This is a genomic window from Methylocaldum marinum, assembly GCF_003584645.1.
GTDB classification, from domain to species: domain Bacteria; phylum Pseudomonadota; class Gammaproteobacteria; order Methylococcales; family Methylococcaceae; genus Methylocaldum; species Methylocaldum marinum.
Genome location: NZ_AP017928.1, coordinates 1,843,667 through 1,868,449, shown reverse-complemented (window position 1 = coordinate 1,868,449; position 24,783 = coordinate 1,843,667). Strand labels below are relative to the sequence as shown.

Annotated in this window: 23 protein-coding genes; 15 read left to right on the top strand and 8 right to left on the bottom strand. The window is 56.3% G+C overall.

Going from position 1 to position 24,783, the window contains the following annotated elements; all coding sequences use genetic code 11:
• Positions 1-53 precede the first annotated feature (53 nt).
• The 4 genes from sS8_RS08150 (at position 54) to greA (ending at position 5,397) form a co-directional block, all read left to right on the top strand.
• The gene (locus sS8_RS08150) at positions 54-290 is read left to right on the top strand and encodes a CDGSH iron-sulfur domain-containing protein (RefSeq protein WP_119629224.1); all 237 of its coding nucleotides are present in this window, start codon (positions 54-56) and stop codon (positions 288-290) included.
• Positions 291-453: 163 nt separating this feature from the next.
• Positions 454-1,614, top strand: a complete 1,161-nt coding sequence (gene carA, locus sS8_RS08145) for a glutamine-hydrolyzing carbamoyl-phosphate synthase small subunit (RefSeq protein ID WP_119629223.1) — start codon at positions 454-456, stop codon at positions 1,612-1,614.
• Between the two features lie 60 nt (positions 1,615-1,674).
• Positions 1,675-4,899 carry a carbamoyl-phosphate synthase large subunit gene (carB, locus tag sS8_RS08140; RefSeq protein ID WP_119629222.1) on the top strand — a complete coding sequence of 1,075 codons (3,225 nt, stop codon included), beginning with the start codon at positions 1,675-1,677 and terminating at the stop codon, positions 4,897-4,899.
• 21 nt (positions 4,900-4,920) lie between these two features.
• Entirely contained in the window at positions 4,921-5,397 is a 477-nt protein-coding gene (greA, locus tag sS8_RS08135) for a transcription elongation factor GreA (RefSeq protein WP_119629221.1), read from the top strand.
• Here the strand turns inward: greA and yhbY are convergent.
• Positions 5,394-5,669 (bottom strand): ribosome assembly RNA-binding protein YhbY, encoded by a 276-nt coding sequence (gene yhbY / locus sS8_RS08130; RefSeq protein WP_119629220.1) that lies wholly within the window; start codon positions 5,667-5,669, stop codon positions 5,394-5,396. The two genes, greA and yhbY, sit on opposite strands and share 4 nt — an antisense overlap.
• Positions 5,670-5,714: 45 nt before the next feature.
• Here yhbY and rlmE point away from each other — a divergent pair, with 45 nt between their 5' ends.
• Positions 5,715-6,344, top strand: a complete 630-nt coding sequence (rlmE, locus tag sS8_RS08125) for a 23S rRNA (uridine(2552)-2'-O)-methyltransferase RlmE (RefSeq protein WP_197716771.1) — start codon at positions 5,715-5,717, stop codon at positions 6,342-6,344.
• Here rlmE and sS8_RS08120 read toward each other — a convergent pair.
• On the bottom strand, positions 6,341-7,483 hold the full coding sequence (locus sS8_RS08120; RefSeq protein WP_119629218.1) for an AI-2E family transporter: 1,143 nt from the start codon (positions 7,481-7,483) through the stop codon (positions 6,341-6,343). The two genes, rlmE and sS8_RS08120, sit on opposite strands and share 4 nt — an antisense overlap.
• Before the next feature lie 247 nt (positions 7,484-7,730).
• On the opposite strand from sS8_RS08120, the gene sS8_RS08115 reads away from it, so the two are divergent.
• On the top strand, positions 7,731-10,652 hold the full coding sequence (locus sS8_RS08115) for a ribonucleoside-diphosphate reductase subunit alpha (RefSeq protein ID WP_119629217.1): 2,922 nt from the start codon (positions 7,731-7,733) through the stop codon (positions 10,650-10,652).
• Positions 10,653-10,772: 120 nt separating this feature from the next.
• Positions 10,773-10,952, top strand: a complete 180-nt coding sequence (locus sS8_RS08110) for a hypothetical protein (RefSeq protein ID WP_086135027.1) — start codon at positions 10,773-10,775, stop codon at positions 10,950-10,952.
• A gap of 69 nt (positions 10,953-11,021) precedes the next feature.
• On the opposite strand, the gene sS8_RS08105 is transcribed toward sS8_RS08110, so the two are convergent.
• A complete protein-coding gene (locus sS8_RS08105) occupies positions 11,022-11,933 on the bottom strand; it encodes an ISL3 family transposase (protein WP_119629216.1) in 912 nt (303 codons plus the stop codon).
• 181 nt (positions 11,934-12,114) lie between these two features.
• Between sS8_RS08105 and sS8_RS29875 the strand changes: the two genes are divergently transcribed.
• The 5 genes from sS8_RS29875 (at position 12,115) to mgtE (ending at position 16,196) form a co-directional block, all read left to right on the top strand.
• The gene (locus sS8_RS29875; protein WP_119629215.1) at positions 12,115-12,423 is read left to right on the top strand and encodes a DNA methyltransferase; all 309 of its coding nucleotides are present in this window, start codon (positions 12,115-12,117) and stop codon (positions 12,421-12,423) included.
• A complete protein-coding gene (locus sS8_RS28005) occupies positions 12,423-12,587 on the top strand; it encodes a hypothetical protein (protein WP_170161000.1) in 165 nt (54 codons plus the stop codon). Before sS8_RS29875 ends, sS8_RS28005 begins: the two co-directional genes overlap by 1 nt.
• A gap of 75 nt (positions 12,588-12,662) precedes the next feature.
• Entirely contained in the window at positions 12,663-13,589 is a 927-nt protein-coding gene (locus sS8_RS08095) for a transposase family protein (RefSeq protein WP_119629214.1), read from the top strand.
• Positions 13,590-13,634: 45 nt separating this feature from the next.
• Positions 13,635-14,435, top strand: a complete 801-nt coding sequence (locus sS8_RS08090; RefSeq protein ID WP_197716710.1) for an XcyI family restriction endonuclease — start codon at positions 13,635-13,637, stop codon at positions 14,433-14,435.
• Positions 14,436-14,909: 474 nt separating this feature from the next.
• Positions 14,910-16,196, top strand: coding sequence for a magnesium transporter (mgtE, locus tag sS8_RS08085; RefSeq protein ID WP_170160999.1), 1,287 nt, complete (start codon positions 14,910-14,912; stop codon positions 16,194-16,196).
• Positions 16,197-16,214: 18 nt separating this feature from the next.
• Here mgtE and sS8_RS08080 read toward each other — a convergent pair whose 3' ends face one another.
• A complete protein-coding gene (locus sS8_RS08080; RefSeq protein ID WP_119629211.1) occupies positions 16,215-17,000 on the bottom strand; it encodes a ceramidase domain-containing protein in 786 nt (261 codons plus the stop codon).
• Positions 17,001-17,122: 122 nt separating this feature from the next.
• Between sS8_RS08080 and sS8_RS08075 the strand changes: the two genes are divergently transcribed.
• The 3 genes from sS8_RS08075 to sS8_RS08065 all read left to right on the top strand — a co-directional run bounded on the left by sS8_RS08075 (position 17,123) and on the right by sS8_RS08065 (position 19,649).
• Positions 17,123-17,575, top strand: a complete 453-nt coding sequence (locus sS8_RS08075; RefSeq protein WP_119629210.1) for a hypothetical protein — start codon at positions 17,123-17,125, stop codon at positions 17,573-17,575.
• Between the two features lie 420 nt (positions 17,576-17,995).
• Complete coding sequence (locus sS8_RS08070) at positions 17,996-18,217, top strand: hypothetical protein (protein ID WP_119629209.1); 222 nt, start codon at positions 17,996-17,998, stop codon at positions 18,215-18,217.
• 178 nt (positions 18,218-18,395) lie between these two features.
• Positions 18,396-19,649 carry a ribonucleotide-diphosphate reductase subunit beta gene (locus tag sS8_RS08065; protein ID WP_119629208.1) on the top strand — a complete coding sequence of 418 codons (1,254 nt, stop codon included), beginning with the start codon at positions 18,396-18,398 and terminating at the stop codon, positions 19,647-19,649.
• 381 nt (positions 19,650-20,030) lie between these two features.
• Here the strand turns inward: sS8_RS08065 and sS8_RS08060 are convergent, their stop codons facing one another.
• From sS8_RS08060 to sS8_RS08045, 4 genes are all read right to left on the bottom strand, one after another.
• Positions 20,031-21,032, bottom strand: a complete 1,002-nt coding sequence (locus tag sS8_RS08060; protein WP_170160998.1) for a lipase family protein — start codon at positions 21,030-21,032, stop codon at positions 20,031-20,033.
• A 22-nt stretch (positions 21,033-21,054) separates the two neighbouring features.
• Positions 21,055-23,214 (bottom strand): endonuclease, encoded by a 2,160-nt coding sequence (locus sS8_RS08055; RefSeq protein WP_197716709.1) that lies wholly within the window; start codon positions 23,212-23,214, stop codon positions 21,055-21,057.
• Between the two features lie 394 nt (positions 23,215-23,608).
• Entirely contained in the window at positions 23,609-24,442 is an 834-nt protein-coding gene (locus tag sS8_RS08050) for a matrixin family metalloprotease (protein ID WP_119629206.1), read from the bottom strand.
• 89 nt (positions 24,443-24,531) lie between these two features.
• Positions 24,532-24,753 carry a hypothetical protein gene (locus sS8_RS08045; protein WP_232020567.1) on the bottom strand — a complete coding sequence of 74 codons (222 nt, stop codon included), beginning with the start codon at positions 24,751-24,753 and terminating at the stop codon, positions 24,532-24,534.
• Positions 24,754-24,783 lie beyond the last annotated feature (30 nt).

Genomic DNA, 24,783 nt, shown 5'->3' with positions numbered 1-24,783 from the left:
CCTCGATCGGTGGTTACGTGTATTTTTCACTAGAACGAAGACTGGAGATCACTATGTCCGAACCGACAATCGCGCAAAAGGCTCCCTACGCTTTGGATCTGGAGCCGGGCAAATACTGGTGGTGTTCCTGCGGTCGGTCAGTCAAGCAGCCGTTTTGCGATGGTTCCCATCAGGGTACGGAGTTTTCGCCGGTCGCCTTCGAATTGACCGAGGCGAAGAAGGTCTGGCTCTGTGGTTGCAAGCATACCGAAAAACAGCCGATGTGCGACGGTGCCCACGCTAAATTGTAACGCGTTCCGAACGTGGATTCTCAATCGTGCGGGTGATGGAGCCGCGTAGACAGCAGATGGCGATTTTTCGTAAAATTTCCGTCAAATTAAAGATATCCACGATTAACAGCAACGGGACGGACCATACGGTTCCTCCCGTTTTGCATGTCTACGGTGACACAAATTGAACACGCGCGCATTGTTGGCCTTGGAAGACGGAACCGTTTTTCGGGGTATGTCCATCGGGGCGGAAGATTGCTCCATCGGTGAAGTAGTCTTCAATACATCCATGACCGGCTACCAGGAAATCCTGACGGACCCGTCGTACGCACGTCAGATCGTGACACTTACCTATCCGCATATCGGTAATGTCGGTATTAACCACGAGGACCTCGAGTCTGCGGGCGTGTATGCCAGCGGCCTGGTGGTGCGCGACGTGCCCGCTCGCTTCAGCAATTGGCGTGCCGAGAACAGTCTCTCGGAATTTCTGAAAGAGAGAAATGTGGTGGGCATCGCCGGAATAGACACCCGCAAATTGACCCGTATCCTTCGAGATAAAGGCGCCCTGCGCGGTTGTCTGATAGCCGGAAAAGAGATCGACCCGGATTTCGCTATCGCCAAAGCTCGGGAATTTCCGGGATTGCAAGGCATGGACCTGGCCAGGGAGGTCACAGCGCCCGAGAGCTATGCCTGGTCGGAAACCTCCTGGCGTCTCGGACAGGGATGCGGCGAACGCGAGACCAATCGACTCCACGTCGTGGCCTACGATTTCGGCGTCAAGCGCAATATTCTTCGCTTATTGGCCGATCGGGGCTGCCGGCTGACGGTTGTTTCAGCCGTCACATCGGCCCGTGAGGTGATGGCGTTGAAGCCGGACGGCGTCTTTTTGTCGAACGGACCGGGCGATCCGGAACCCTGCGATTATGCCATCCGGGCGATCCGCGAATTTCTGGAAATCCGGATTCCGGTGTTCGGTATATGCCTGGGCCATCAGTTGTTGGCTTTGGCGAGCGGCGCAAGAACGATGAAAATGAAGTTCGGCCATCACGGTGCCAACCACCCCGTACAGGAGCTTGATTCCGGAAGAGTGTTGATCACTAGCCAAAACCATGGCTTTGCCGTGGACGAAGCCAGCCTCCCGGAGAATGTCCGACCGACTTATCGTTCGCTCTTCGACGGCAGTCTGCAAGGAATCGAATTGGCCGATCGGCCGGCCTTCGGATTCCAGGGCCATCCCGAGGCAAGTCCCGGTCCACACGATTTGACGCCATTGTTCGACCGCTTCATCAATAGCATGGTCTGCCGGCATGACGGCCGCTCGGCCGGAGCCATGCCGGCGGGCTGAATTTGCCGCGGCCGTCCCGAATGACTTTCGCCCAGATATCGCTCAACGCTACAACGCTTCATGCCTAAAAGAACCGACCTTCAGTCAATCCTTCTGCTCGGCGCCGGCCCCATTGTCATCGGGCAGGCCTGCGAGTTCGACTACTCCGGCGCACAGGCGTGCAAGGCATTAAAGGAAGAGGGCTACCGGGTGATCCTGGTCAACTCCAACCCGGCCACCATCATGACCGATCCCGAGATGGCCGATGCCACCTACATCGAACCGATAGACTGGCAGACCGTCGCCAGGATCATCGAGAAAGAGCGGCCGGACGCCCTGTTGCCGACCATGGGCGGACAGACCGCGCTCAATTGCGCCCTCGACCTCGACCGTAACGGGGTGCTGGAGAAATTCGGCGTACAGCTGATCGGGGCGTCCAAGGAAGCCATCGATAAGGCCGAGGACCGGGAGAAGTTCAAGCAGGCCATGACCAGGATCGGCCTGGGGTCGGCCCGTTCCGGCGTCGCCCACAGCCTGGAAGAAGCGCTTGCCTGTCTGGAAGAGATCGGCTTTCCGGCCATCATCCGTCCTTCGTTCACGCTCGGCGGCTCGGGTGGCGGCATTGCCTACAACCGGCAGGAATTCGTCGAAATTTGCGAACGTGGCCTGGAACTTTCGCCCACCCATGAGCTTCTCATCGAAGAATCGGTGCTGGGCTGGAAAGAGTTTGAGATGGAAGTGGTGCGCGACCGCAAGGATAACTGCATCATCATCTGTTCCATCGAGAATCTGGACCCCATGGGCGTGCATACCGGCGATTCCATCACCGTCGCCCCGGCCCAGACACTGACGGACAAGGAATACCAGATCATGCGCGACGCTTCTATCGCGGTGCTGCGCGAGATCGGAGTCGACACCGGCGGGTCCAATGTACAGTTCGCGATTAATCCCAAGGATGGGCGCATGATCGTCATCGAAATGAATCCCCGCGTGAGCCGTTCCTCGGCCCTGGCGTCCAAGGCGACCGGATTCCCGATCGCCAAGGTTGCCGCCAAGCTTGCCGTCGGCTACACGCTGGACGAACTCAAGAACGAGATCACGGGAGGTGCGACGCCGGCCTCTTTCGAGCCGAGCATCGATTACGTGGTCACCAAGGTGCCCCGGTTCGCGTTCGAAAAATTCCCGCAGGCGGACGATCGTCTCACAACCCAGATGAAATCGGTCGGCGAGGCCATGGCCATAGGCCGTACCTTCCAGGAATCCCTGCAAAAAGCGCTGCGGAGCCTGGAAACCGGCGTGGACGGGCTGGTCGGGAAACTCGACGTTACCGCCGAGGAAGCCGGCAATGTTCTGCTTCGGGAGCTTCGTCATCCGGGGCCGGAGCGTATTTTCTATATCGCAGATGCCTTTCGGGCCGGCTGGATGCTGGACGAGGTACATGCCCATTGCCGCGTGGATCCTTGGTTCCTGGCCCAGATCGAAGACCTGGTGCAGGAAGAGATGGGCCTGGCGAAGCGCACCTTGGCCACGCTGTCTTCGGAAGAACTGTTCGCCTTGAAGCGCAAAGGGTTCTCGGATTCGCGACTTGCGGCACTGTTGGGCAGCGCCGAGTCGGAAGTGCGGGCGGTCCGCCACAAGCACGGCATCCGCCCGGTTTACAAGCGTATCGATTCCTGTGCGGCGGAGTTCGCAACGGCAACGGCTTACCTTTATTCCACTTATGAGGAAGAATGCGAGGCCAATCCGACCGAGCGGAAGAAAATCATCGTTCTGGGCGGCGGGCCCAATCGCATCGGCCAGGGTATCGAATTCGACTACTGTTGCGTGCATGCCGCAACGGCGCTGCGGGAGGATGGTTACGAAACCATCATGATCAACTGCAATCCCGAAACGGTTTCCACCGACTTCGATACGTCCGACCGGCTTTATTTCGAACCGCTCACGCTGGAGGACGTGCTGGAGATCATTCATCTCGAAAAACCCGCCGGGGTAATCGTCCAATATGGCGGACAAACCCCGCTGAAGCTGGCGAGAGCCTTGGAGGCGGCCGACGCGCCCATTATCGGCACCTCGCCCGATTCCATCGACCTGGCGGAAGACCGGGAACGTTTCCAGAAGCTGGTCGATCGCCTGAATCTCAAGCAACCGCCCAACCGGACAGCGCGCTCTCTGGACGAGGCAATCCGTTGCGCGAACGAGATCGGTTATCCGCTGGTCGTCCGGCCTTCTTACGTATTGGGCGGGCGGGCCATGGAAATCGTGTTCAACGACGAGGATCTGAACCGGTATATGCGCGAGGCGGTAAGCGTTTCCAACGAGTCTCCGGTGCTGTTGGATCGTTTTCTGGACGACGCCATCGAGATGGATGTCGACGCCATTTGTGATGGAAAACGAGTATTGATCGGCGGCTTGATGCAGCATATCGAGCAGGCGGGCGTGCATTCCGGCGATTCGGCGTGTTCGATTCCGCCGTATGACTTGAGCCCCGAGCTTCAGGCGCGGGTGCGCGAACAGGTTCGCCAGCTTGCCGAGGCCCTGGGCGTTGTGGGGCTCATGAACACCCAGTTTGCCATCAAGGGCGAGGAAATTTTCATTCTGGAAGTCAATCCGCGCGCTTCCCGCACCGTTCCGTTCGTATCCAAGGCCACCGGTTATCCGCTGGCCAAAATCGCGGCCCGCTGCATGGTCGGCAAGAGCCTGGACGAACAAGGCATCATGGAAGAACGGGTTCCGGATTATTTTTCGGTCAAAGAGGCGGTGTTCCCTTTCATCAAATTCCCCGGCGTGGACCCGCTGCTCGGTCCGGAAATGAAGTCGACCGGCGAAGTGATGGGTGTCGGAGCCACCTTCGGCGAGGCCTACGCAAAAGCGCAGCGCGCCGCCAGCGTGAAGCTGGCCCGCAACGGCAACGTCCTGGTCAGTGTCCGGGAGAGCGATAAATCGAAAGCCATCCCGATTGCCCGAGATCTCTTGGCCAAAGGTTTTCGGCTGGTGGCTACGCGGGGATCGGCGAGAGTGCTTGAAGACGCCGGTATACCGTGCGTTACCGTAAACAAGGTTTACGAGGGGAGGCCGCATATCGTGGACATGATCAAGAACGGCGAGCTCCAATTCATCATCAACACGACCGAAGGCAAGAAGGCCATCGCCGACTCGTTCACCATTCGGCGCGAGGCGCTGCAACATCAGATTACCTATACCACCACCATCTCCGGTGCCCGGGCGACCTGTTCCGCCTTGAGCGAGCTGGACGCAGGCGACATCAACCGGTTACAGGATTTGCACCAGGAACTCGGCAAAGTCTGAACTTTTTGAGGAAACGCAATTATGAACAAGGTACCGCTAACCGCCCGTGGGGCAGAAAAGCTGCGTGAAGAGCTCAACCACCTTAAGACCGTCATGCGTCCGAAGATCATTGCGGCCATAGCCGAGGCGCGGGCGCACGGCGATTTAAAGGAAAACGCGGAATATCACGCGGCTCGCGAGCAACAGGGATTTACCGAAGGCCGGATCAACGAGATCGAGGCCAAGTTGGCGCATGCGCAAATCATCGACGTCACGACGCTCAATGCCGGAGGAAAAGTCGTTTTCGGCGCTACGGTTGAACTCGAAGACATGGGGAGCGGCGATTCGGTGACTTACCAGATCGTCGGCGAAGATGAAGCGAATATCAAGGAAGGACTCATCTCCATCACTTCACCCATTGCCCGCGCCTTGATCGGCAAGCGGGAGGGTGATGTCGCGACGGTGCAGGCTCCCGGCGGCGTGAAGGAGTTCGAAGTTTGCTCGGTCAAATATCTCTAATGACTTTTTTCCGGGTTCTTACGATAGAGCGTGATGACGTGGCCGATGGATTGAATCAATTCGGCGCCCAGTTCTCCGCAGATCTGGGCGGTCATCTCGCGCCGTTCTTCACGGTCTGGGGCGTTTACCCGCACCTTGATCAATTCATGATGGTCCAAGGCTAGACCAATCTCATTCAGGAGGGCGGGTGTAATTCCCGCCTGGCCTGTGATGACCACGGGTTTAAGGGAATGAGCCTTGGTACGCAGGAATTTCTTAAAATCGGATTTCAACTCGGATTTCCTCGGGAACTGGGATTTCTTTCAACTCATTATCAGATCATGCCGCGCAGTCGAAGCAGCCGCCGATGGCTGGCCGAACACTTCTCCGATGAATACGTAAAACAAGCTCAAGCGCTGGGTTACCGCTCGCGGGCGGTGTTTAAACTGAAAGAACTGGACGAACGAGAGCGTTTGTTCAAGCCTGGCATGGTCGTGCTGGACCTGGGGGCCGCGCCGGGCGGCTGGTCCCAGTACGCAGCGGAGCGGGTTGGGAAAAGCGGGAAAATTATAGCGCTTGACCTCCTACCCATGGAAGCGATTCCGGGCGTAACCGCGATTCAAGGCGATTTTCGGGAGAATTCCGTACTCGAGCAATTACAAGCCGAGCTGGAAGGCAGACCGGTGGACCTGATCCTCTCCGATATGGCGCCCAATATGAGCGGCGCGCGCGTCGTGGATCAGGCCCGCGCCATGTATCTTGCGGAACTTGCCCTGGATGCCGCGGAACAACTGGCGAAGCCCGGCGGGAGCTTCGTGGCCAAACTGTTTCAGGGACCCGATTTCGACGATTTCGTGCGGAAAGCGCGTCAAATGTTCGCAAAGGTCTCGGTGCGCAAGCCCAAAGCGTCGCGCGATCGCAGTCCCGAAGTCTATCTCGTGGGAAGGTCGAGAAAACCCGTGGGCTAAACCTCCTCGCTGCCCAAGGATAGGGATTTAGAAGGTTTTGCCAGCTGGGCCGGAGCAGTGTCCTGGGGCGGTAAATTGTCTTCCCCCAATCGCGGCCAAGCCGCCAGCACCGCCTTGACCAGGGTCGCCAGTGGAATCGCGAAAAATACGCCCCAAAATCCCCAAAATCCGCCGAAGAACAAAATGGCCACAATGATGGCCACGGGATGCAGGTTGACCACTTCCGAAAACAGCAGCGGTACCAGGACGACGCCATCGAGTGCCTGAATGATGCCGTAAGCCAGAAGCAGATACCAAAAGTCGTCGGTCAGTCCCCACTGGAAGAAAGCCACGATCATCACAGGGAACGTTACCAGGGTTGCGCCGACGTATGGAATGATCACCGAGAGCCCCATCAGGACTGCGAGCAGCAGAGAATAATTGAGCCCCATCAAGGAAAAGGTCACGTAGCTCACGGCGAGCAGCACGGTGACCTCGAAAACCTTGCCGCGTACGTAGTTCCCGATTTGTATGTCCACCTCCCGCCATACACGGGTCGAAAGATTGCGGTCGCGGGGCATGTATTGGCTGAACCAGCCGAGAATGTAGTCCTTGTCCTTAAGGAAGAAAAACACCAGCAGCGGCACCAGGATCAGGTAGACGATCAAGGTGATGACGCTGACCAGGGACGCGTACGAATAAGTCAGCATGGATTGGCCCCAGGCAAGGAGTTCTCTCCGCACCACTGCCGTCAATTCGTAGATTTGTTCCTCGGTAATGAAGTTCGGATACTGCTCCGGCAGCTGCATCACCAACATCTGCCCCCGGTTCATCCAGGTCGGCAGTTGATCGATGAGTTGCACGGTCTGCTGATAAAGGAGCGGCAGGAGAGCGACGAACAAAAACAATAGAAAGGCGAGAAAAAGTACGTAGACGATGATGACGGCAGCGAGGCGGGGCAGCTTTTTCCGCACGCCGAGCGCGACTATCCCTTCCAGCAGATAGGCAATGACGCCGGCTGCGAATACCGGCATGAGCATCTGCCCCAAGCTGATCACCAGCACGAAACCGACAATCAATAAAATTGCGAAAGACACGGCCTGAGAATTGGGCAGCACTCGCTTGACCCAGTCGCTCAACCATTCGCGCACACTTTGCATGGTGAAAGTTTGCCCTTGTTATCAGTTGTTATAAATCGGCTGAGACATGTTACAACAAACCCGCTGGCCGAATAATGGACGTTCGCCAAGTGCCTTGATTTCAATGCAATTTACAGCTTTTTTTACACAGCTTATCCACAAGTCCTTAACAGACTAAAACACATTATATTGTGCTTGACGTCGTCATCGACCACATTCTATAGTGTATAGCGACATACATCCAGACATCTTCTGAGGACCCGCACCTATGGAAACCGAATCCGTAGCCCGTACCAGTCAGCCGACCTCGATTCCCCCGGATCGACCGGCTGTTTCGGCAGATCTGCGCGCGACCGCTCCCGGCGAGATGCGCGTCATCCGGCGCAACGGCAAAGTGACGCTATTCGACGTCGGCAAAATCAGCGTCGCCATTACCAAAGCGTTTTTGGCGGTCGAAGGCAATACCGCGGCCGCCAGCCGGCGTATCCACGAGACCGTCGAAGAGCTGACCCGACAGGTCGCCAGCGCCTTGTTCCGGCGCAATCCTTCCGGTGGAACCATTCACATCGAAGACATTCAGGACCAGGTCGAATTGGCCCTGATGCGCGGCGGCCACCACAAGATCGCCCGCGCTTACGTGCTGTATCGCGAGGACAGGGCTCGGGCTCGCGCGCAAAAAGCCGCCGAGCAGCAGGAAACGCGGCAACCCGCCATTCACGTGACCCTGCCCGACGGTTCCCAAAAACCCTTGGACATGACTCGTCTGCAGAAAATCGTCGAGGAAGCCTGCCGCGATCTCGCCGACGTGGACGGGACCTGGATTCTCGAAGAAACACAGCGCAATCTGTTCGACGGCGTGCCCGAGAAAGATGTGGCCCCGGCGCTCATGATGGCGGCGCGTGCACGTATCGAACAGGAGCCGAATTACTCGTACGTGGCCGCCAGGCTGCTACTGGATAGCCTGCGCTGCGAGGCGCTGAGCTTCCTCGGCCACGGCTTCGTCGAAGCCACTCAGGACGAAATGGCGGAGCGCTACGCGGAGTATTTCGCGGATTACGTGAAGCGCGGCGCGGAACTTGAACTCCTGTCGCCGGAGCTGACCCGGTTCGATCTGCAGCGCCTGGGCGCTGCGCTCAAGCCGGAACGGGATCTTCAGTTCACTTACCTGGGGCTGCAAACGCTCTACGATCGTTATTTCATTCACGCCAAGAGTATCCGTTTCGAGCTGCCCCAGGCGTTCTTCATGCGTGTGGCCATGGGACTCGCCATCAACGAAATCGATCGCGAAGCGAAAGCCGTCGAGTTCTACGACCTGCTTTCCAGCTTCGATTTCATGAGTTCCACGCCGACCTTGTTCAACTCCGGCACGCTGCGCCCACAGCTTTCTTCATGTTATCTCGCCACCGTTCCGGATGATCTGGACGGCATTTTCGGCGCCATCAAGGACGACGCCTTGCTATCCAAATATGCCGGCGGCCTGGGGAACGATTGGACCCGGGTTCGTGCCATGGGTTCCCATATCAAGGGTACCAACGGCAAGTCCCAGGGCGTGGTTCCGTTCCTCAAGGTGGCCAACGACACCGCAGTTGCCGTCAACCAGGGCGGGAAGCGCAAGGGTGCCATGTGCGCCTATCTGGAAACCTGGCATCTGGATATCGAAGAGTTCCTGGAGCTCCGCAAGAACACCGGCGACGATCGCCGCCGCACTCATGACATGAACACTGCCAACTGGGTGCCCGATCTATTCATGAAGCGGGTGGCGGAAGAGGGCGATTGGACACTGTTCACGCCCAGCGAAACGTCGGACCTGCACGATCTCACCGGCGAAGCCTTCGAGAAACGCTACCTGGAATATGAAGCCAAGGTGGATCGCGGCGAAATCACGCTATACAAGCGGCTTCCGGCGACGCAGCTTTGGCGCAAGATGCTGTCCATGCTGTTCGAAACTGGGCACCCCTGGATTACCTTCAAGGACCCCTGCAACCTGCGCTATACCAACCGGCACATGGGCGTGGTCCACAGCTCCAATCTGTGCACCGAGATCACCCTGCACACCAACGACAACGAGATCGCCGTGTGCAACCTGGGCAGCGTGAACCTGTCGAACCACGTCACCAAGGACGGCGTTCTCGACGCGTACAAGCTGGAGAAGACCATTTCCACCGCCATGCGCATGCTGGACAATGTCATCGATATCAACTACTACAGCGTTCCCCAGGCGCGTCGCTCGAACCTGCGCCACCGCCCGGTCGGGCTCGGCATCATGGGTTTCCAGGACACGCTGTACAAGCTGCGCATCCCCTATGCGTCCGATGAAGCCGTAAGCTTCGCCGATAAGAGCATGGAACTGGTGAGCTACTACGCCATCAAGGCGTCCACCGATCTCGCCGAAGAACGGGGCCGCTATTCCAGCTTCGAAGGCTCGCTGTGGAGCCAGGGCATTCTGCCCTACGATTCCATGGCGCTGGTCGAACAGGGCAGGGGCGGTTATCTCCAGCAAGATCGCAGCTTCGCCCTGGACTGGGACGCGCTCCGCGATCGGGTGAAAGCGGTCGGCATGCGCAACAGCAACACCATGGCGATCGCTCCGACGGCGACCATCTCCAACATTTGCGGAGTGTCGCAGTCGATCGAGCCGACCTATCAGAACCTGTTCGTCAAATCGAACCTCTCCGGCGAGTTCACCGTGGTCAATCCGTATCTGGTGAACGATCTCAAGAAGCTCGACCTGTGGGATGCGGTCATGATCAATGACCTCAAGTACTACGACGGCAGCCTGCAAAAGATCGAGCGCATACCGGACCAGCTCAAACAGATCTACGCCACCGCCTTCGAAGTTGACCCGCGCTGGCTGGTGGAAGCCGCCTCGCGCCGGCAGAAGTGGATCGACCAGGCACAGTCCCTCAACCTTTACATGGCCGAGCCTTCCGGGAAGAAGCTCGACAACCTGTACAAGCTGGCCTGGATCCGCGGCCTCAAGACCACCTACTATCTCCGCACCATGGGCGCCACCCACGTGGAGAAGAGCACCGCCTTCGACGGTAAGCTCAACGCCGTGAAGACCGACCCCATCGACGATGCGATTCCGGGAACGAAGCATCATCCGGCGGAAGCTGCCTATGCCGAGGCGGCGGCTTCGGGGGTGAAGATGTGTTCGATTGATGATCCGGAATGTGAGGCATGTCAGTGATTTGCTTCCTCTCTACTGTGGGACCTTTCAGTTCCCTCTCCCTCTCCCTCTCCCTCTGGGACGGGGTTAGGGTGAGGGAAGGAAATTTATCGCTTAACCCATAAATTGTGGGAGAACGTTATGGCAAGAAATACAGGTAACGGTTTTCGCCGTGGATCTATCGATAATCGGTCGCAGACCCAAAATCCCAAAAATGGAAATTGGACAAAGCGTGATGCTTCAACTGGCCGTTTTATGGATCAAAAGACTGATGGCAAACCCTTTAAAGGCGTTGCGAAGGAACCGGATGATCGTCGTTGAGATACCTTATCTGTCGTAGTCGTAGGGTGGGTTAGGCGCAGCCGTAACCCACCGAATAAGGTTTCGCTTTTAAGGTGTCGCTGCCGCGACGGGTTGAATTGAGTGTGGATTCTCGCTTAAGGCTATCCAGGGTTTACGAAACGCCCACATCGCCCCTTTCAACTGCGCATAGTCATGCTCGGACAATGTCGTTTTCAAGCGCTTCATTTCGGCTTTGCGAGCTTTATCGGCGCAATCGCGGTCATGCTTGGCCACGTGAAAACGATCAACCACTATTGGCACGTTGGGTAGGGGTTCTTGAACCGCATTGCGGTAACCTTCATTCATGTCGATACAGACTTGGCGGACCTGCTCGCGTTGATCCGGTGGTAATGTCTCCAAAAAGGATTTGACCGTCTCTTTTTTCCTGTCCGGCAACACCGCCAGAATAAACTTCTCCCGCTTAACCGTAACACCCGAAATAATCACCACAAAGTCTTTATGCCCTTTCTTCAGCGCAATTTCGTCAATCCCAAGCAATTCCAAGTTTGGCACCGTTGACCAATCGACTTGCCGCTGAACATGGCGGTCGATGATGCCTTCGATGCACGCCACCGTGAGGTCGCGTTTCAAACTGACATCACTCAATGTACTGTTGACCAATTCCCGCAGAATCCAATGCTCGTAAGCCTTGGTATGGGGACTCTTCGGGTCATACCACTCACAACGCTGGGTCGTGGTCGGGCCTTTGTGGCAATGGGGGCATTGAAAACGTTTGGGCTTGATCCGAATCCAAACCGGCCGGTCAAAAATCGGCAGATGCCGCAAGGTAATCTCTTTATCGTAGCCGTGAAACTTATCAATCGTGCGCCCGCACCGACGACACACGGCAGTTTGGCTAGTGCTGACCACCGTAATCACCAAACCTTGAGGTGTTTGTTCGCAATGTTCTACCTGAACATTGGGCAGGTCTAAGGGTATCTGTATCTGCGGTTGAGTCATTTGAGCTTAAAAGAAAATCATGGCTTCCAGCAAAATATCAAAGCCGCTGACATTTCGCTATCCATTCCTTGGCATACTGCATGTAGTGTTTACCACGGAAAATATGGGAGAGCCATTTTCAGGCAGAGCAGTTCAATCATAACGAGTGGGGTATTTGAGGTTATAGGCGGGGAGAAAATAAATCAGGAATCAGGGCAGACATACTTGCGTTTTTGATTCCACCTTTAAAGGGCTGGGTATTAATACCCAAGCATTTCCGGGTGCGCATTTTGCCACGTTTCCGCCCGCTTTAATCGAGCCTTGCATACTCGCTTCCACGAAGCCGAACGATTTCGTGCTCGATTTTTTTTTCGGTTCAGGTACCGTAGGACTTGTTTGTTTAAGCCATGGACGCCGGTATGTTGGTATAGAACTTCATTCGGAATATGTCCGAATGGCGGTTCAAAGATTGGGTATTTTCGAACCGAGTGTCATTAAGGTAGCTGCATAATGGCTGCCTTCCGAATTCCCGCACCCGAATTGCAAATCGATTTTTCATTTGCACTCGGTCAGATGCGTACTTTGTACATGCAGGATGCGCTTGGTTCGACGGTAGAGAAGACCGATCTTGCCCTGCTGAATACCCAGTTATCCGAATACGTTCCCGAACATTAGAGTTGTACCTGATGCTAATGCATGGTCTTGATAGCCCACTTGTTTCTCAAACAAATTCGAATATAAAAACCTTCAATGATCTACGACAAATTTAGCCAAATAACCGATGACCGCATCGTGGAATCGTTGATTGGAATGCCCAAGGCGAAGTTCACAGCCCTCGTCAAAGTATTCGAGTCGGCCGCTCAAGCCATCGATCGAGAGCGTGTCGAAAAGGGCGAAATAAAACACGTCAAACAGGGCGGCCCTAAAGGTTATCTTGATTCTTACGAGAAAAAGCTGTTTTTCGTTTTGTACTATTTGAAAACCTATCCTACTTTTGACGTTCTGGGCTTTCATTTCGGTTTCAGTGGCGGACATGCCCATGCCCACATCGACCGCTTGCTGCCGGTTTTAGTGCGAGCGTTGACAAGCCTCAACGTCATGCCGGAGCGCACGCTAACAACCCCAGAAGAATTCTCTCAACTCATTGATCAATATAAGAACATAGCGATCGAAGGCGTGGAGGTCGCTTGCGTTCGACCCCAAGATGAAACTGAACAGGAAAAGCATTACAGTGGAAAAAAAAGACATACGCTCAAATCCCTCGTAATCTCCGACTTTAATCGAAGGATATTGTTTTTGTGTTGCATTGTGGCAGGCAGCGTACATGACTACACACTCATGAAAGATGTCTTCACGCCGGGTTCAGCGTGGTTCGAGAAGGTCAATTTATGGCTTGACTTAGGATTTCTGGACGCGGACAAAGATTATCAAAGTACCCAAATATATCTACCCCACAAGAAACCTAGAAAATCCAAGAAAAACCCTAATCCGACATTGACGCCTGAGCAGAAGAAACAGAACAGAAAACAAGCCGCCACGCGGGTCATCGTTGAGCATGCCATCGGTGGCATGAAGTTCTTCCACTGCATGATGCATCGGATTAGAAATCATCTGGGTCACTTCGTGGATTATTTTTTCTCACTTTCCGCCGGGCTTTGGAACTACAAAATCTGTTGATTTACAATTGTTTAGCATCTGAAACAACTCTATTGTCTTAAAGCCTTGGCTGCCCGAGGGCTGCGTGGCGAGTTGGTGTTTCCTGTTCCGTGCTTATTTGAAAAGAATCCGCGATTATTAGGGTATTACCGGCTTTTGTTCGGCTTCAATCAGAAAGCTTTTTATAGCGCGGAGTTTGGTGTTTCGGGTTTCAAAGCAATGGAAGAGTTCGGGCGTTTGAACGAGGGACAAAAGGCCTCTCTGTCCGCGCTGTGCAAAGCTTTGATCGATAGCGCTTGCGCCTTGGTGGAGGGTATCGGCGCAGATCGGCTCAGTCGCGAGTTACTGGACGACTTGGCCTTGCTGACGGTTGGTCCGCAACTCCGTGGCGGAGCGAATGTGAAGAAAGGGGCGGAAGGCATTGTTCGCGTGTTTGAGGCGATTCATCTTATCGTCCAACATGCCGCTACTTCATCGAGTTCGGGAAAAATAGAGATCGAAAACGCCGCAGGGCGCAAGGTGTCTATCGCATTTGCGCCCGATCCCGACATTGTCATACGTGAAGAAATGACGAAAGGTAAATTTCGGAACATTATCGCCGTCGAAGTTAAAGGGGGTACCGATTTTTCCAACATTCACAACCGTATCGGAGAAGCTGAAAAAAATCATCAAAAGGCAAAAGCTTCCGGTTATGTGGAATGCTGGACTGTCGTGAATGTCGACCGCATTGATCTTGATATGGCAAAGCGTGAGTCTCCTTCTACAAATCGGTTTTATCGGCTTTCGACGCTTATAAATGGTCGATCTGAGGACTATGAGGATTTTAAAGATCGCATTATTTCACTGACCGGAATCCGGAATAATTGACGCTGATGAGTCTCATAGTCAGCAATGCGTCTGCAAAATGCGGGCATCACGTTGGATAGATTGTTTACGAATGAAGATGATTTGTCCGTCGACGCAGCCGAGCATCGCTGGCGTGGGCGGGAATGGCCCGAAGGGTGGACGCAGGGATGCGTCCACTCGGCGGTATGGTAGGGTGGGTTAGGCCTTCGGCCGTAACCCACCGAATAAAAGGTTTCGCTTCGCGAGGGTTCATTTGACTATGGGTCCGAGAACCCGCACTCATAAACCCGTCGCGGCAGCGAAACCTTATTCGTTCGAACTCGAAAAAGATAAATACCATATTACGGAAGAGCTCTGAACGATACCGGCCATGCCGATTGTCCAAAGAATTAGGCGCATGGAATACCCTGCAAAGAACAGCGTAACATACGAGATTCTCGAGTTTGGCACATGGTCGTGCCGAAATGCCTTCAGCACCCAACGATCCAGGACGTAATGAGTCATCAAGACGGTGAAATGCCGGAAAATACGCTCGATGCCGTCAAGGCGCTACGGCGGCTGGAACCGCCGCAGCGGGCGGAGGCACTGTCGCATTATCCGCCGGAAGTGGCGCGGGCTGTTTTTGAACAGTTCGAAGCGCCGCTGCAGAAGGAGGTGCTGGCGTTTCTGCGCGATCATCAAGTCAATCGATTGCTCGAGGATCTCGATCCGGATGACCGAGTCCGCCTGCTGGATACCTTGCCTGAGCCGGTAGGCCAGGCTCTGCTGGCCCGCCTCAGTCCCCGCGAAAGGCGCCTGACCCACAAATTGCTCGCCTTCCCCGCGGAGAGCGCGGGCCGCATCATGAATCCGGAGTATTTGCCGCTTCGGCCGGAGTTTTTGGTACGGGACGCGTTGACCTTAATCCACCGCGAGGGCCGTGCGGTCAGTACCGTGAACGTGCTGCCGGTCCTCGACAGCGGCGAGCGGCTGGTGGGATTGGCAATGCTTAGTGCTCTGGTGCTGGCCGACCCGGGCCAGCAGGTGGAGGACGTCATGCTGGCGCCGGTACCCACGGTAGCGCCTGAGACAGACCAGGAGCAGGTGGCCAGTCTGATTCAGGCGGCGGATCTGTTGGCGCTGCCGGTAGTCGACGATGCTCGGCATTTGCTCGGCTTGATTACGGTGGACGATGCCATGGACGTCGTTCAGCTCGAACAGGAGGAGGACTTTGCTCGGGCCGGTGGTAGCGAGCCGGTGGATCGTCCCTATTTTTCGATCACCTTGTTGGATCTCGCCCGGGCTCGCTTGGTCTGGCTGTTGCTGCTCGCCTTGGCCGGCACCATGACGGTCAACGTAATCACCACTTTCGAATCGCTCCTGGAGCAGGCGATCAGCCTTTCGGTGTTCATCCCCCTTCTCATCGGGATTGGCGGCAACTGTGGAGCCCAATCGGCGACCACCGTGATTCGGGCCATGGCCACCGGCGACATCAATGGCGTGGGAATTGCGCGGGTCATTCTCCGCGAGACCCGCGTCGGTATTCTGCTCGGCAGCGCGGTCGCCGTGCTCGCCCATGTTCCCGTGTTACTGCTGTTCACGCCGGGGCTGGCGGTGACGGTCTCCCTAACGCTGATCGCCATCTGTGTCCTGGCGAATCTGGTAGGTTCCGGAATGCCGATGCTGGCTCGACGTTTGGGAATCGATCCGGCGGTAGTGAGCGCTCCGGTAGTGACGACACTGGTCGATACCTTTGGCCTAGTCTTATATTTTCTGATCGCAAAGTACGTTATGGGGTTTTGATCGTGGGGGATTGCTCAGTTAGCGCTCCTTCACGTGGATCGGTTTTCTTCGCCTGAGTCCCAGCAGAAAACAATAAGCCCCTAAGGCCGCCAAGACATGTTTGAGTGCATGCCCGCTGATCGGGTACAACGCCCGGAAAATCGGTTCATCGAGCAGTTCCGCAAATTTGGCGAGGCCATAAAAACCCAGCAATGCCCAGATATACCCGGTAGCCGTAAACGAAGGAGAGAACAAAAGCAATATCAGGGGTATCAGCACCATGGGCAGAAACTGAACCAGACCGTAGGGGCGCAGGTCGCCTTGTCCGGATTGCTCGGTTGTATGCCAATAGAGGATCGAAGCGATGCCGAGAAGAATTAGCGGCCACAGTAGCGTTTTTCCAAACTGACAGGAAATGTATTCGCCCACGATGATGGAGACGAAAGCCATGAAGGCGACGGTCATCGGCAGTCGGTCCCAGACCAGGGTCGCATTGTTGGGAGCGAGATGGTAATACGCCGAGCCGGGGGCGATCATTGCGATACCGACGAAAAAAGCGAAGTAGCTAGTGCGGAGTTCCGGGAGCGTACTGTCCGACATGCCGCGGACGAGTTGCCGAAGCGCAGCGAAGCCGACCAGGAGGAAGCCGACATTGGTCACGACATTCCAGAAATTAGGCACGCCGAACCAGCGGCTCCTGTCAGCGAAGTCGTGGTAGGCCGGATCCTGCGGAATGGCGGGAACCCAAAACATGCCGATGCATGCCAGTACGGTGATGCCGAGAAGCAGAGCCGGCCTGCCGCCGGCACGATATTCGGTTTTCATGCGACGAAGTTCAAAAATTGCGAGCGATGAATGTAATCCGTGCTATACACGGCCGGCTGGTCTGCATACTATTAGCCGGCGGATGAGCTTTGGCGTCCGGGTTTAGACATGAGGAGACTCCTATGAAAACAATAACACTGGGCTTGCTGGTGATGCTTTTAGGGGAGAGTGGCACGACGACGGCTACCGAGGCGAGTATCGACAGTACCACCAAGCAGTTCCTGAAAGACACTGCCAAACCGGCGGCTCAGCGTGCTGCGCGCAAACAAGTTCACGTGGCAGCCGAAAGTATAGAAAAAGCCAAGAATCTCAGGGAAAGTATCGATAGAGCGTCTGCTGCATTGGAAGAGCAAGTTCTGGATTCCGCTGAAGAATCTGCCGAGCGGCAGTTAAAGGGAGCGGTCCCCGATCAGGCCAAGAAGGGCGCCGAGACCGCCGAGAAAGGATTGGCGCAGGCCGAAGCGATCAAAGGTCAAGTCAAAAACGCACCCAAATCGGCAGGGAATACTATGAACGCCGTAAAAAAGAAGGCCAGACGAGAGGCGACCGAGAAAACGTTAGAGTCAATGCGGTAACCTGACTTTTACCCCCTTGTCTGATCGGGGGGAGGGAGGCTACGACCGAATTTTTGGCCGGATTCACTCCGGCCAAACGCCGGAAAACCTTGGTATGGCGTCACGCCGACGTTACGGACCGCTGATGTTGGATGGAACGCGGCGCGAGCCGTCGCTCTCCGGGAGAAGCGGTCTTTTTTCTCTCCGTATCCAGCCCTTGCCCTTGTTCTCGGATTACCCCAATGCCGGAATTTCAGCACGTTTGTTGTCGGTTCACGAGGCCGGTTCAGCGGTCCGCCCTTCCATCGTTCGTCTTCGGTGCGGGAAGCAACTTCATCTCAAGTGTCTAAGGAGTAGAATGAATGCAAGCCTATATGGAGCGGGCTTGTGCCCGAACGAGTATCGGACAATCGAGACGCTGTAATCTAAGGAGCTCTGATCATGGCCGAAAAACTGTTGCGCGACATTAAACCGGTTTCTCCGGAGAATCTGGACGATTTGATGCTGATCATGGCCAAGAACATCGAAGAATCGCTGTTCAAGAGTGGAGCCCGTCCGGGGCTCGATTACTCCATTCTGGACCTGTACAAACTGGCGCAGCCTTTCGCGCTGGAAGTGTTCAAGAAAAACATCAACACCATGTCCTTTACCGTGCAGTGGTAGGGCGGCTCGGCCCGAAAAGCGCGGGAGGCTGATTTATCGGCAAAAGTTCTGTTCTACATGTTGTGTCTATAGTTTTTTTGTGCACAATATGTAGCGACTTAGCGTTGGCGGCCGCCAACGATCGCGAGTCGTATAGACACTTCTCCTGAACACCCACGGGCCGAAAAGAGGAAAGAGCATGTTGAACTGGGAAGATCCCCTCGCCGAAGTGACCGGCAAGTCCGCCAAGGCTGAACCCAATCCGAATGTACCCAGGCTAGCCGCGCTGGGAGGGAATTTGGCGGCGGTGGACGAAGTCAGGCCTGAATTTCAGGATTATCCGGCACATGCGCGACACGAAGCGGACCAGGGGGTTGCAGGGGCGAATGATTTTTGTACCGGAGCAACCGGCCTCGAGAGCATCGAGATGGGAGCCCGGCGTATTCAAGTCGATGATAAACGGATCATCAACTGCCGCGCCGATCTGAATCAGCTGGTACCGTTCAAATACCGGTGGGCCTGGCAGAAATATCTGGATGCCTGCGCCAATCATTGGATGCCGCAAGAGATCAACATGAACGCGGACATCGCGCTCTGGAAGAGCATCGACGGACTGACCGAAGACGAGCGCACCATCATCAAACGGAATCTGGGATTCTTTTCCACGGCCGATTCCCTGGTAGCCAACAACCTGGTGCTGGCCGTTTACCGGCACATCACCAATCCGGAATGCCGCCAATATCTGCTCCGGCAGGCCTTCGAAGAAGCGCTGCACACCCACGCCTACCAGTACGTCGTCGAGTCTCTCGGCATGGACGAGGGCGAAGTGTTCAATATGTACCGCGAATTGCCGGCGGTGGCGCGCAAAGCGGAATGGGCGCTGCCGTTTACCCAGTCGCTGGGCGACCCCGCATTCCGGACCGGAACGCCGCAAGACGACCAGCGGCTGCTTCGCGATCTCATCGCCTTCTACGTGATCTTCGAAGGCATTTTCTTCTACGTCGGCTTTACTCAGATCCTTTCCATGGGCCGGCGCAACAAGATGACCGGCACCGCCGAACAGTTTCAGTACATTTTGCGGGACGAATCGATGCACATGAACTTCGGCATCGACGTCATCAACCAGATCAAGATCGAGAATCCGCATCTTTGGCGGAAAGACTTCCAGGATGAAATCATCCGCATGATCCGCGAAGCGGTGGACATAGAGATTCAATATGCCTACGACACCATGCCGCGCGGCGTGCTGGGGCTGAATGCCGGGATGTTCAAGGATTATCTGGAATTCATCGCCAACCGGCGCTGCGCCCAGATCGGTTTGCCCGAACAGTATCCGGGCGCCGGAAATCCGTTCCCCTGGATGAGCGAAATCCTCGATCTCAAAAAGGAGAAGAATTTCTTTGAGACCCGGGTGACGGAGTATCAGACCGGCGGCGTTCTGAGCTGGGATTGATCTCGGGTTCGGGCGGACTGTGAGGGAGCGGGCTTTTAAGCCTCCGGTCGGGTTCCGAATCGCGGGCTAAAGCATTTTCATATCTACTGTACGGGAACTCGCGAGTAGTCACCGTAGGGCCAAGGGGTTCGTCGGCAAAGGATTGCCGACAATCGTGCCACCCCGTAGGTCGGAAATCCTTTTCCGACGCCATGCACCGATCGAACGTCTTCGTCGGCAAGGGATTGCCGACCTACGATCGTGCCACCCTGTAGGTCGGGAATCCCTTCCAATCGCAAACGGTGCCTCCGGGAGCGCCGGAGCCGCCCTTCCCGACGTCATGCGCCGGGTCCAGCGTCTTCGTCGGCAAAGGATTGCCGACCTACCAATGCTTGAGTCGATTTACGCGTGTCGACGGCGCCAAGAACTTCCGTCCAACCCGTGATGCCGTATGCGCGAGATGAAAACGCTCTGATTGCTTCCCGATTCTCCGTGTCTCAGCCGGGGATCAGGTTCCAGGTCTGCAAGGCATAATACAGCGGGGCATGGTCCGTCATGTCCCGGCGTACCACCCGACCAGGCCCGTTCCAGCAGGTTCTTCCGCGATTCCGTATCGATTGCCACCAAAGTACCGACGTGCCGGTATGGAGTGCCCGGAAACTCCAGCCCCTTGGCCACCAGGTCGTTGCCGTGCACGTAGCGGAAGCTTCGTTGGTCTAGCCCCAGGTGCCCGAAGGCATCGGCGAATTCTTGCCCTCCCGGGCAAGGACAACCGTAGGTATAAAGTCCGGCTACCTGATCCGGAAACTGGAACGCGATCATCGCGGCCATGGCGGCTCCGAGGCTGTGGCCGGTGAGCCAGAGATTGGACGACCGTGGTAGCGAACTGATCCAATTCTCCAGGTCCGTCCAGATGCTTCGCAGGGGCTGACAAAAGCCTTGAACGACCGGGACTTGAAATTTCGGCGGACCGTCGAAGGGACCCATCCGGAGTTTCATATCCTGGCGGATATCGGTCCCCATCGAGGCCAGTTTATCCAAATCCCGCACGATGTCGGCAGGTCTGTAAAACTCTGTCCCACGCAAGGAAAGGACGGCAAAATCCTCACCTTGGACCGCGAAGCCGCACAAGCCCGTCCTGGGGTTTTCAAACAAGCGGAATGAGGCGGGAGCGAAACAATTGACCGACCCAAGGACGGATCGAATGTTTTCCGGGTCTTCGTAGACCAAAAGCGCGCAGTCCGCGAGCCACCAGGCATTGACCGGCGAATGTTCGCGTGCCGCGGCATCGAAGGGAAACCGTCCCCAGTTCTGAAAGTACCGGTAGTTCCTGGCCGGCAACAGCAGGGCATCGAGGTTCCGAAATCCGAAACTCGGGGGGATTGCTTTTCGAGGACCGGCCATGCGCTGACGACTCCACATTGATTCAGCCCAAGCCTAAGCCGAAGTCGATGACGGCTGCCCATTCCGGATGATCGATAAACGGATTACGGTTCCCCTGCTTTTCGAAGATCGCTTGGTTTCTATGCCGTTCGTACTCGTCCGGCGGTTCCGTATCGTGCCAGTTCAGGATGATGGGCAGCCGGTCCTGCTGCATTTCGCGTCCCTCGTCTCCCACCTGGCCCGGGTAGCGAATCAGGAAGTACAAAACCGCCCTGGCTATCGCGCCTTTTCCCCTTTGGGGCTCGAACTTGCCTTCGGTGCTTTTGCCGCACTGATCCATGACGGCTTCTTCGAAGTCCGGAAAATCGTAGTAGGGCGTGTTGCTGCGAAAACTGTTGCAGCGCGCCTCACAGGCGAACAAATGGTGTAGATCGCCGCGCATCGGTTCCCTAGAGTTGAACCAAGACTGTGGAATCACATGCTCGCAATTGTAAGGCAGGCTGCGCTCGATCAGGTCCAGTTCGTATTGCAGGCGCTCCGGCAGTATATCCGCTTCGCGCAGCATCAATTCTCTGGTTTTCTCGGCACGTTCCTGTCCAATCTTGAAGTCCTCGCGGATCAAGACCTCGGGCTCGAACTCTTGGCCCGAGTAAATGCTGCGAAGTTTTCGGTCGGGATGAAGGTCTATCCAAGGATAGAGTTCGCGAGCCGGCCGATAGCGTGGCGCATGGGTATGCGAAGATTTCACCCGTTGGCTAAGCGCCTTGAACAAAGGGCGTCCCGTGGTATGGGCCGGAATCTCTGAATAGTACGCGGTTGCCGCCTGGGCATCCGCCGCGGCGTCGTAATAGGTCCGCGTGGCCGAGACCGTCAGTTCTTCCAGGGCTTCGCGGAGCGCTTCGGGTTCACCCGGCTGTACCCTCGGGCCGGACATCGGCGCCGGCGAAACAGCCGGTTCCGGCGTTGGAACCGCGGTGCTGACCGGCGGTGTCGCGAATTGGCCCAGGCTTACGCTTATCTTGAGCGGAATCGTCCACGTTACCGGAGCGGCCACGGCGGCTACGCCGATTTCCGGACTGGCTTCGTCGCCGCCGCCGGATCTGCCGACATAGGTCGGCAAGCTGTTCGCTGAGGCGGATGGCCCATCCGGGCCATTACGAGAAGATCCTTCCAACACGTCCGTTAGCAATCGCGCTTTCGCGCTATCCAACTGTCCCTTCGCTTCCTGGAGATGGGCTACCAATCGGCTTACCCGCAAGCCCTCGTTAGCCTTCCAGGCGATGCGGTGTTCGCCCATCCACGACTGCCAGCGGCGTCCGTCCGTCGTCAGAATGTGCCCATGCTCGTCCCGCTCGGGAACTCCCGAATGATGCAGCGCCACGAGTTCCCACTGGTCGTTGAATACCGGCGAGCCGGACGACCCCGGCGCCGTGTCGGTCTTATAGTGCAGGAAGAGCTCGAGTTCGTCCACGACCAGGTTTTGCCTGATGGCGAGCTGTTTGGGTTCGCCGTTGGGGTGCTGGATGATGTTGACCCTCTCTCCCACCATCAGCTTGCCGATTTTGCCGATGAGCGGAATCCAGCCGAACTCTTCGAGACCGCTGTCCGGCTGTAGAGCCACAACGGTGAAATCCCGGGTCGGATCCGTCAGGAAAAAATCTCCGGGGGCAAAGCCGAACGTGCGCGAGGTCAGCAACTGCCCATCGGCGTCGGATTGAAAGTTGAACTCCGCCACGCTGGCTACGGTATCTTCCGGCTTTTCGAAGACGTGATTATTGGTTACCAAGAGCCGCGGAGAAATCATGAAGCCGGTACCGTAGCCCGCCAATCCATTTTGCGGCGTTTTGATTTGAATTCGAGCAACGGCCTTGCCCCTTTGCAACAAGCGATCGATAAACACGCCGTAACCGATCAAATCATTCGTTCCGAGAACGCGCTCCAGCGTACGCGGAACCGCCTGTGGGGATATCCCCGGATCGCTGGGCACGAACTTGAGACCGCCGGACAGCATCGCCTTTGCCGCCCCTAAATCAATCCCGAGGCGGTCGAATCGGCGTTGCACGAGATCGGGCGGATTCGCTTCGATCATTTTTCCTTCCCTGATGAACTCCGTCTTTTCTTCCCTCTCGGGTGTCCTCTCGGCATAGCGTTTTTCTACCTTGTCGATGGTCTCCAGATATCGCTCGGTGATCGTGGTATTCATGGCGTATCTCTGATTGGTGTACGGACTCCGGGCGCTCCGGGTCCCGCTCGCTTCCGGCGTGGAATTCAGTGCGGCCGAACCTTGCCGCCGGCAAGACGCCCGGCTCATGTTCGCAACGTGAACCCCGCTTCATTATTAATCCGGCCCTTAAATAGCCCGACTCAAAATTCAGCTAACTTATTGATCTCGCCAAACCATGGCGTCGCATATTTAAGGGCCTTCTTAATAGCATTCCAAGATGTCGATCGAATGAACGCGGCGCATTGGTTCGAGCAGCTACCGGTTCCGGCGTTTCGCTTCGGTCTCGGCCAATTCAATCGCTCTGCCGAATCCGCATCAGTCGGAGCAACACGATACGCATCCGGACAAGGTGCGTGATTCCGGGAATTGCCGCTTAGGCGATGACGAATCGGTAGCTGGACAACGGCAGTCCATAGACGCGCTGGGAGCCCGCCTTGTCCAGTTCCGTAATGGCCAGGGACTGCGAGCCGACGCCACCGCAGAAGTAGTGCATCACCGAGCGCGGATCGTAATCGCCCAGGTTAATCGTCCCATAGGTGTCTTCGTCGGGGCAGCCGGGCGGCGCTTCCGATCGGATCTGTTCGTGCCGGAAGCCGAGTACGTGCCCCAACTCGTGCCGTAACACGCCGGCCTTGTCGAAACGCAAATCGGGAGAATAGAACGAGGGATCAATCAATATGCGTCGCCGATGAACCGGGTCGTTGGGAAAAAAGGCGGAGGCAATGAACTCGCCGCCGGCATCGAATTCGCGTACGACAAAGCGTGCACCTTCGGGCCTGAGACTGTCGCTGTCGTCCAGCTCCGGCTTGTGGGAAAAACTGATACCACAGGTCTCTGCCCAATCGGCCGTTGCCCGCTCCATACTCTCCACCACCAGCCGGTAACCGGACTCGCCGCCGATCGTGAATGTCCGGCGCAACACGGCGTAGGTGAGCATTAAACCCGGGGCCCAGCGCAAGATTTTGTCATCCTCGGTCATGCCGACCAATTCGGCACTGACCATCGCGGGCATTCCGGCCTCGCGCATCGTAAACCGCATCTCTCTGAGCGCCTCCTGCTGGCGCGCGTAACGGCGGAGTTGGTCCTCATCGAGAAGCACATCGCCTTCGACGCGCCACAAAGTCTCGCCATCGACTTCGATACGCTTCGCTTTTTCATAGAGTCTATCGAAAAGGGATTGCACCGGTTCATCCGTTCCACGGTTCATAACTTACCTCCTGATCCAAGGATTCAACGCCGGCAGTTTCCGGTCGTTGACAACTTGAAGCCCAGTTCCTCAGGCTCCTCCTTGAGGTCTTATTCGTCTTCCGCTTTCATCGCCCGGGAAATTGCAGCGTCCGTGAGCAAACCGTGTTGCCGCGCCCATTCGAAGATCACCTGGTCCTTGTCGCGCAGCATGTCGCCCCCGCGCAGATAAAGCGTTTCGCCGTCCACATCCAGCGCCGTCAGGCTACTGAGCCATGCGGCAAACTCCGGGGACGCGAGTACCTTCGTTCTGACCTCGGGAAAATGACTCAAAATTCGAGCCTCCGTGGTGCGTTTCCGGTC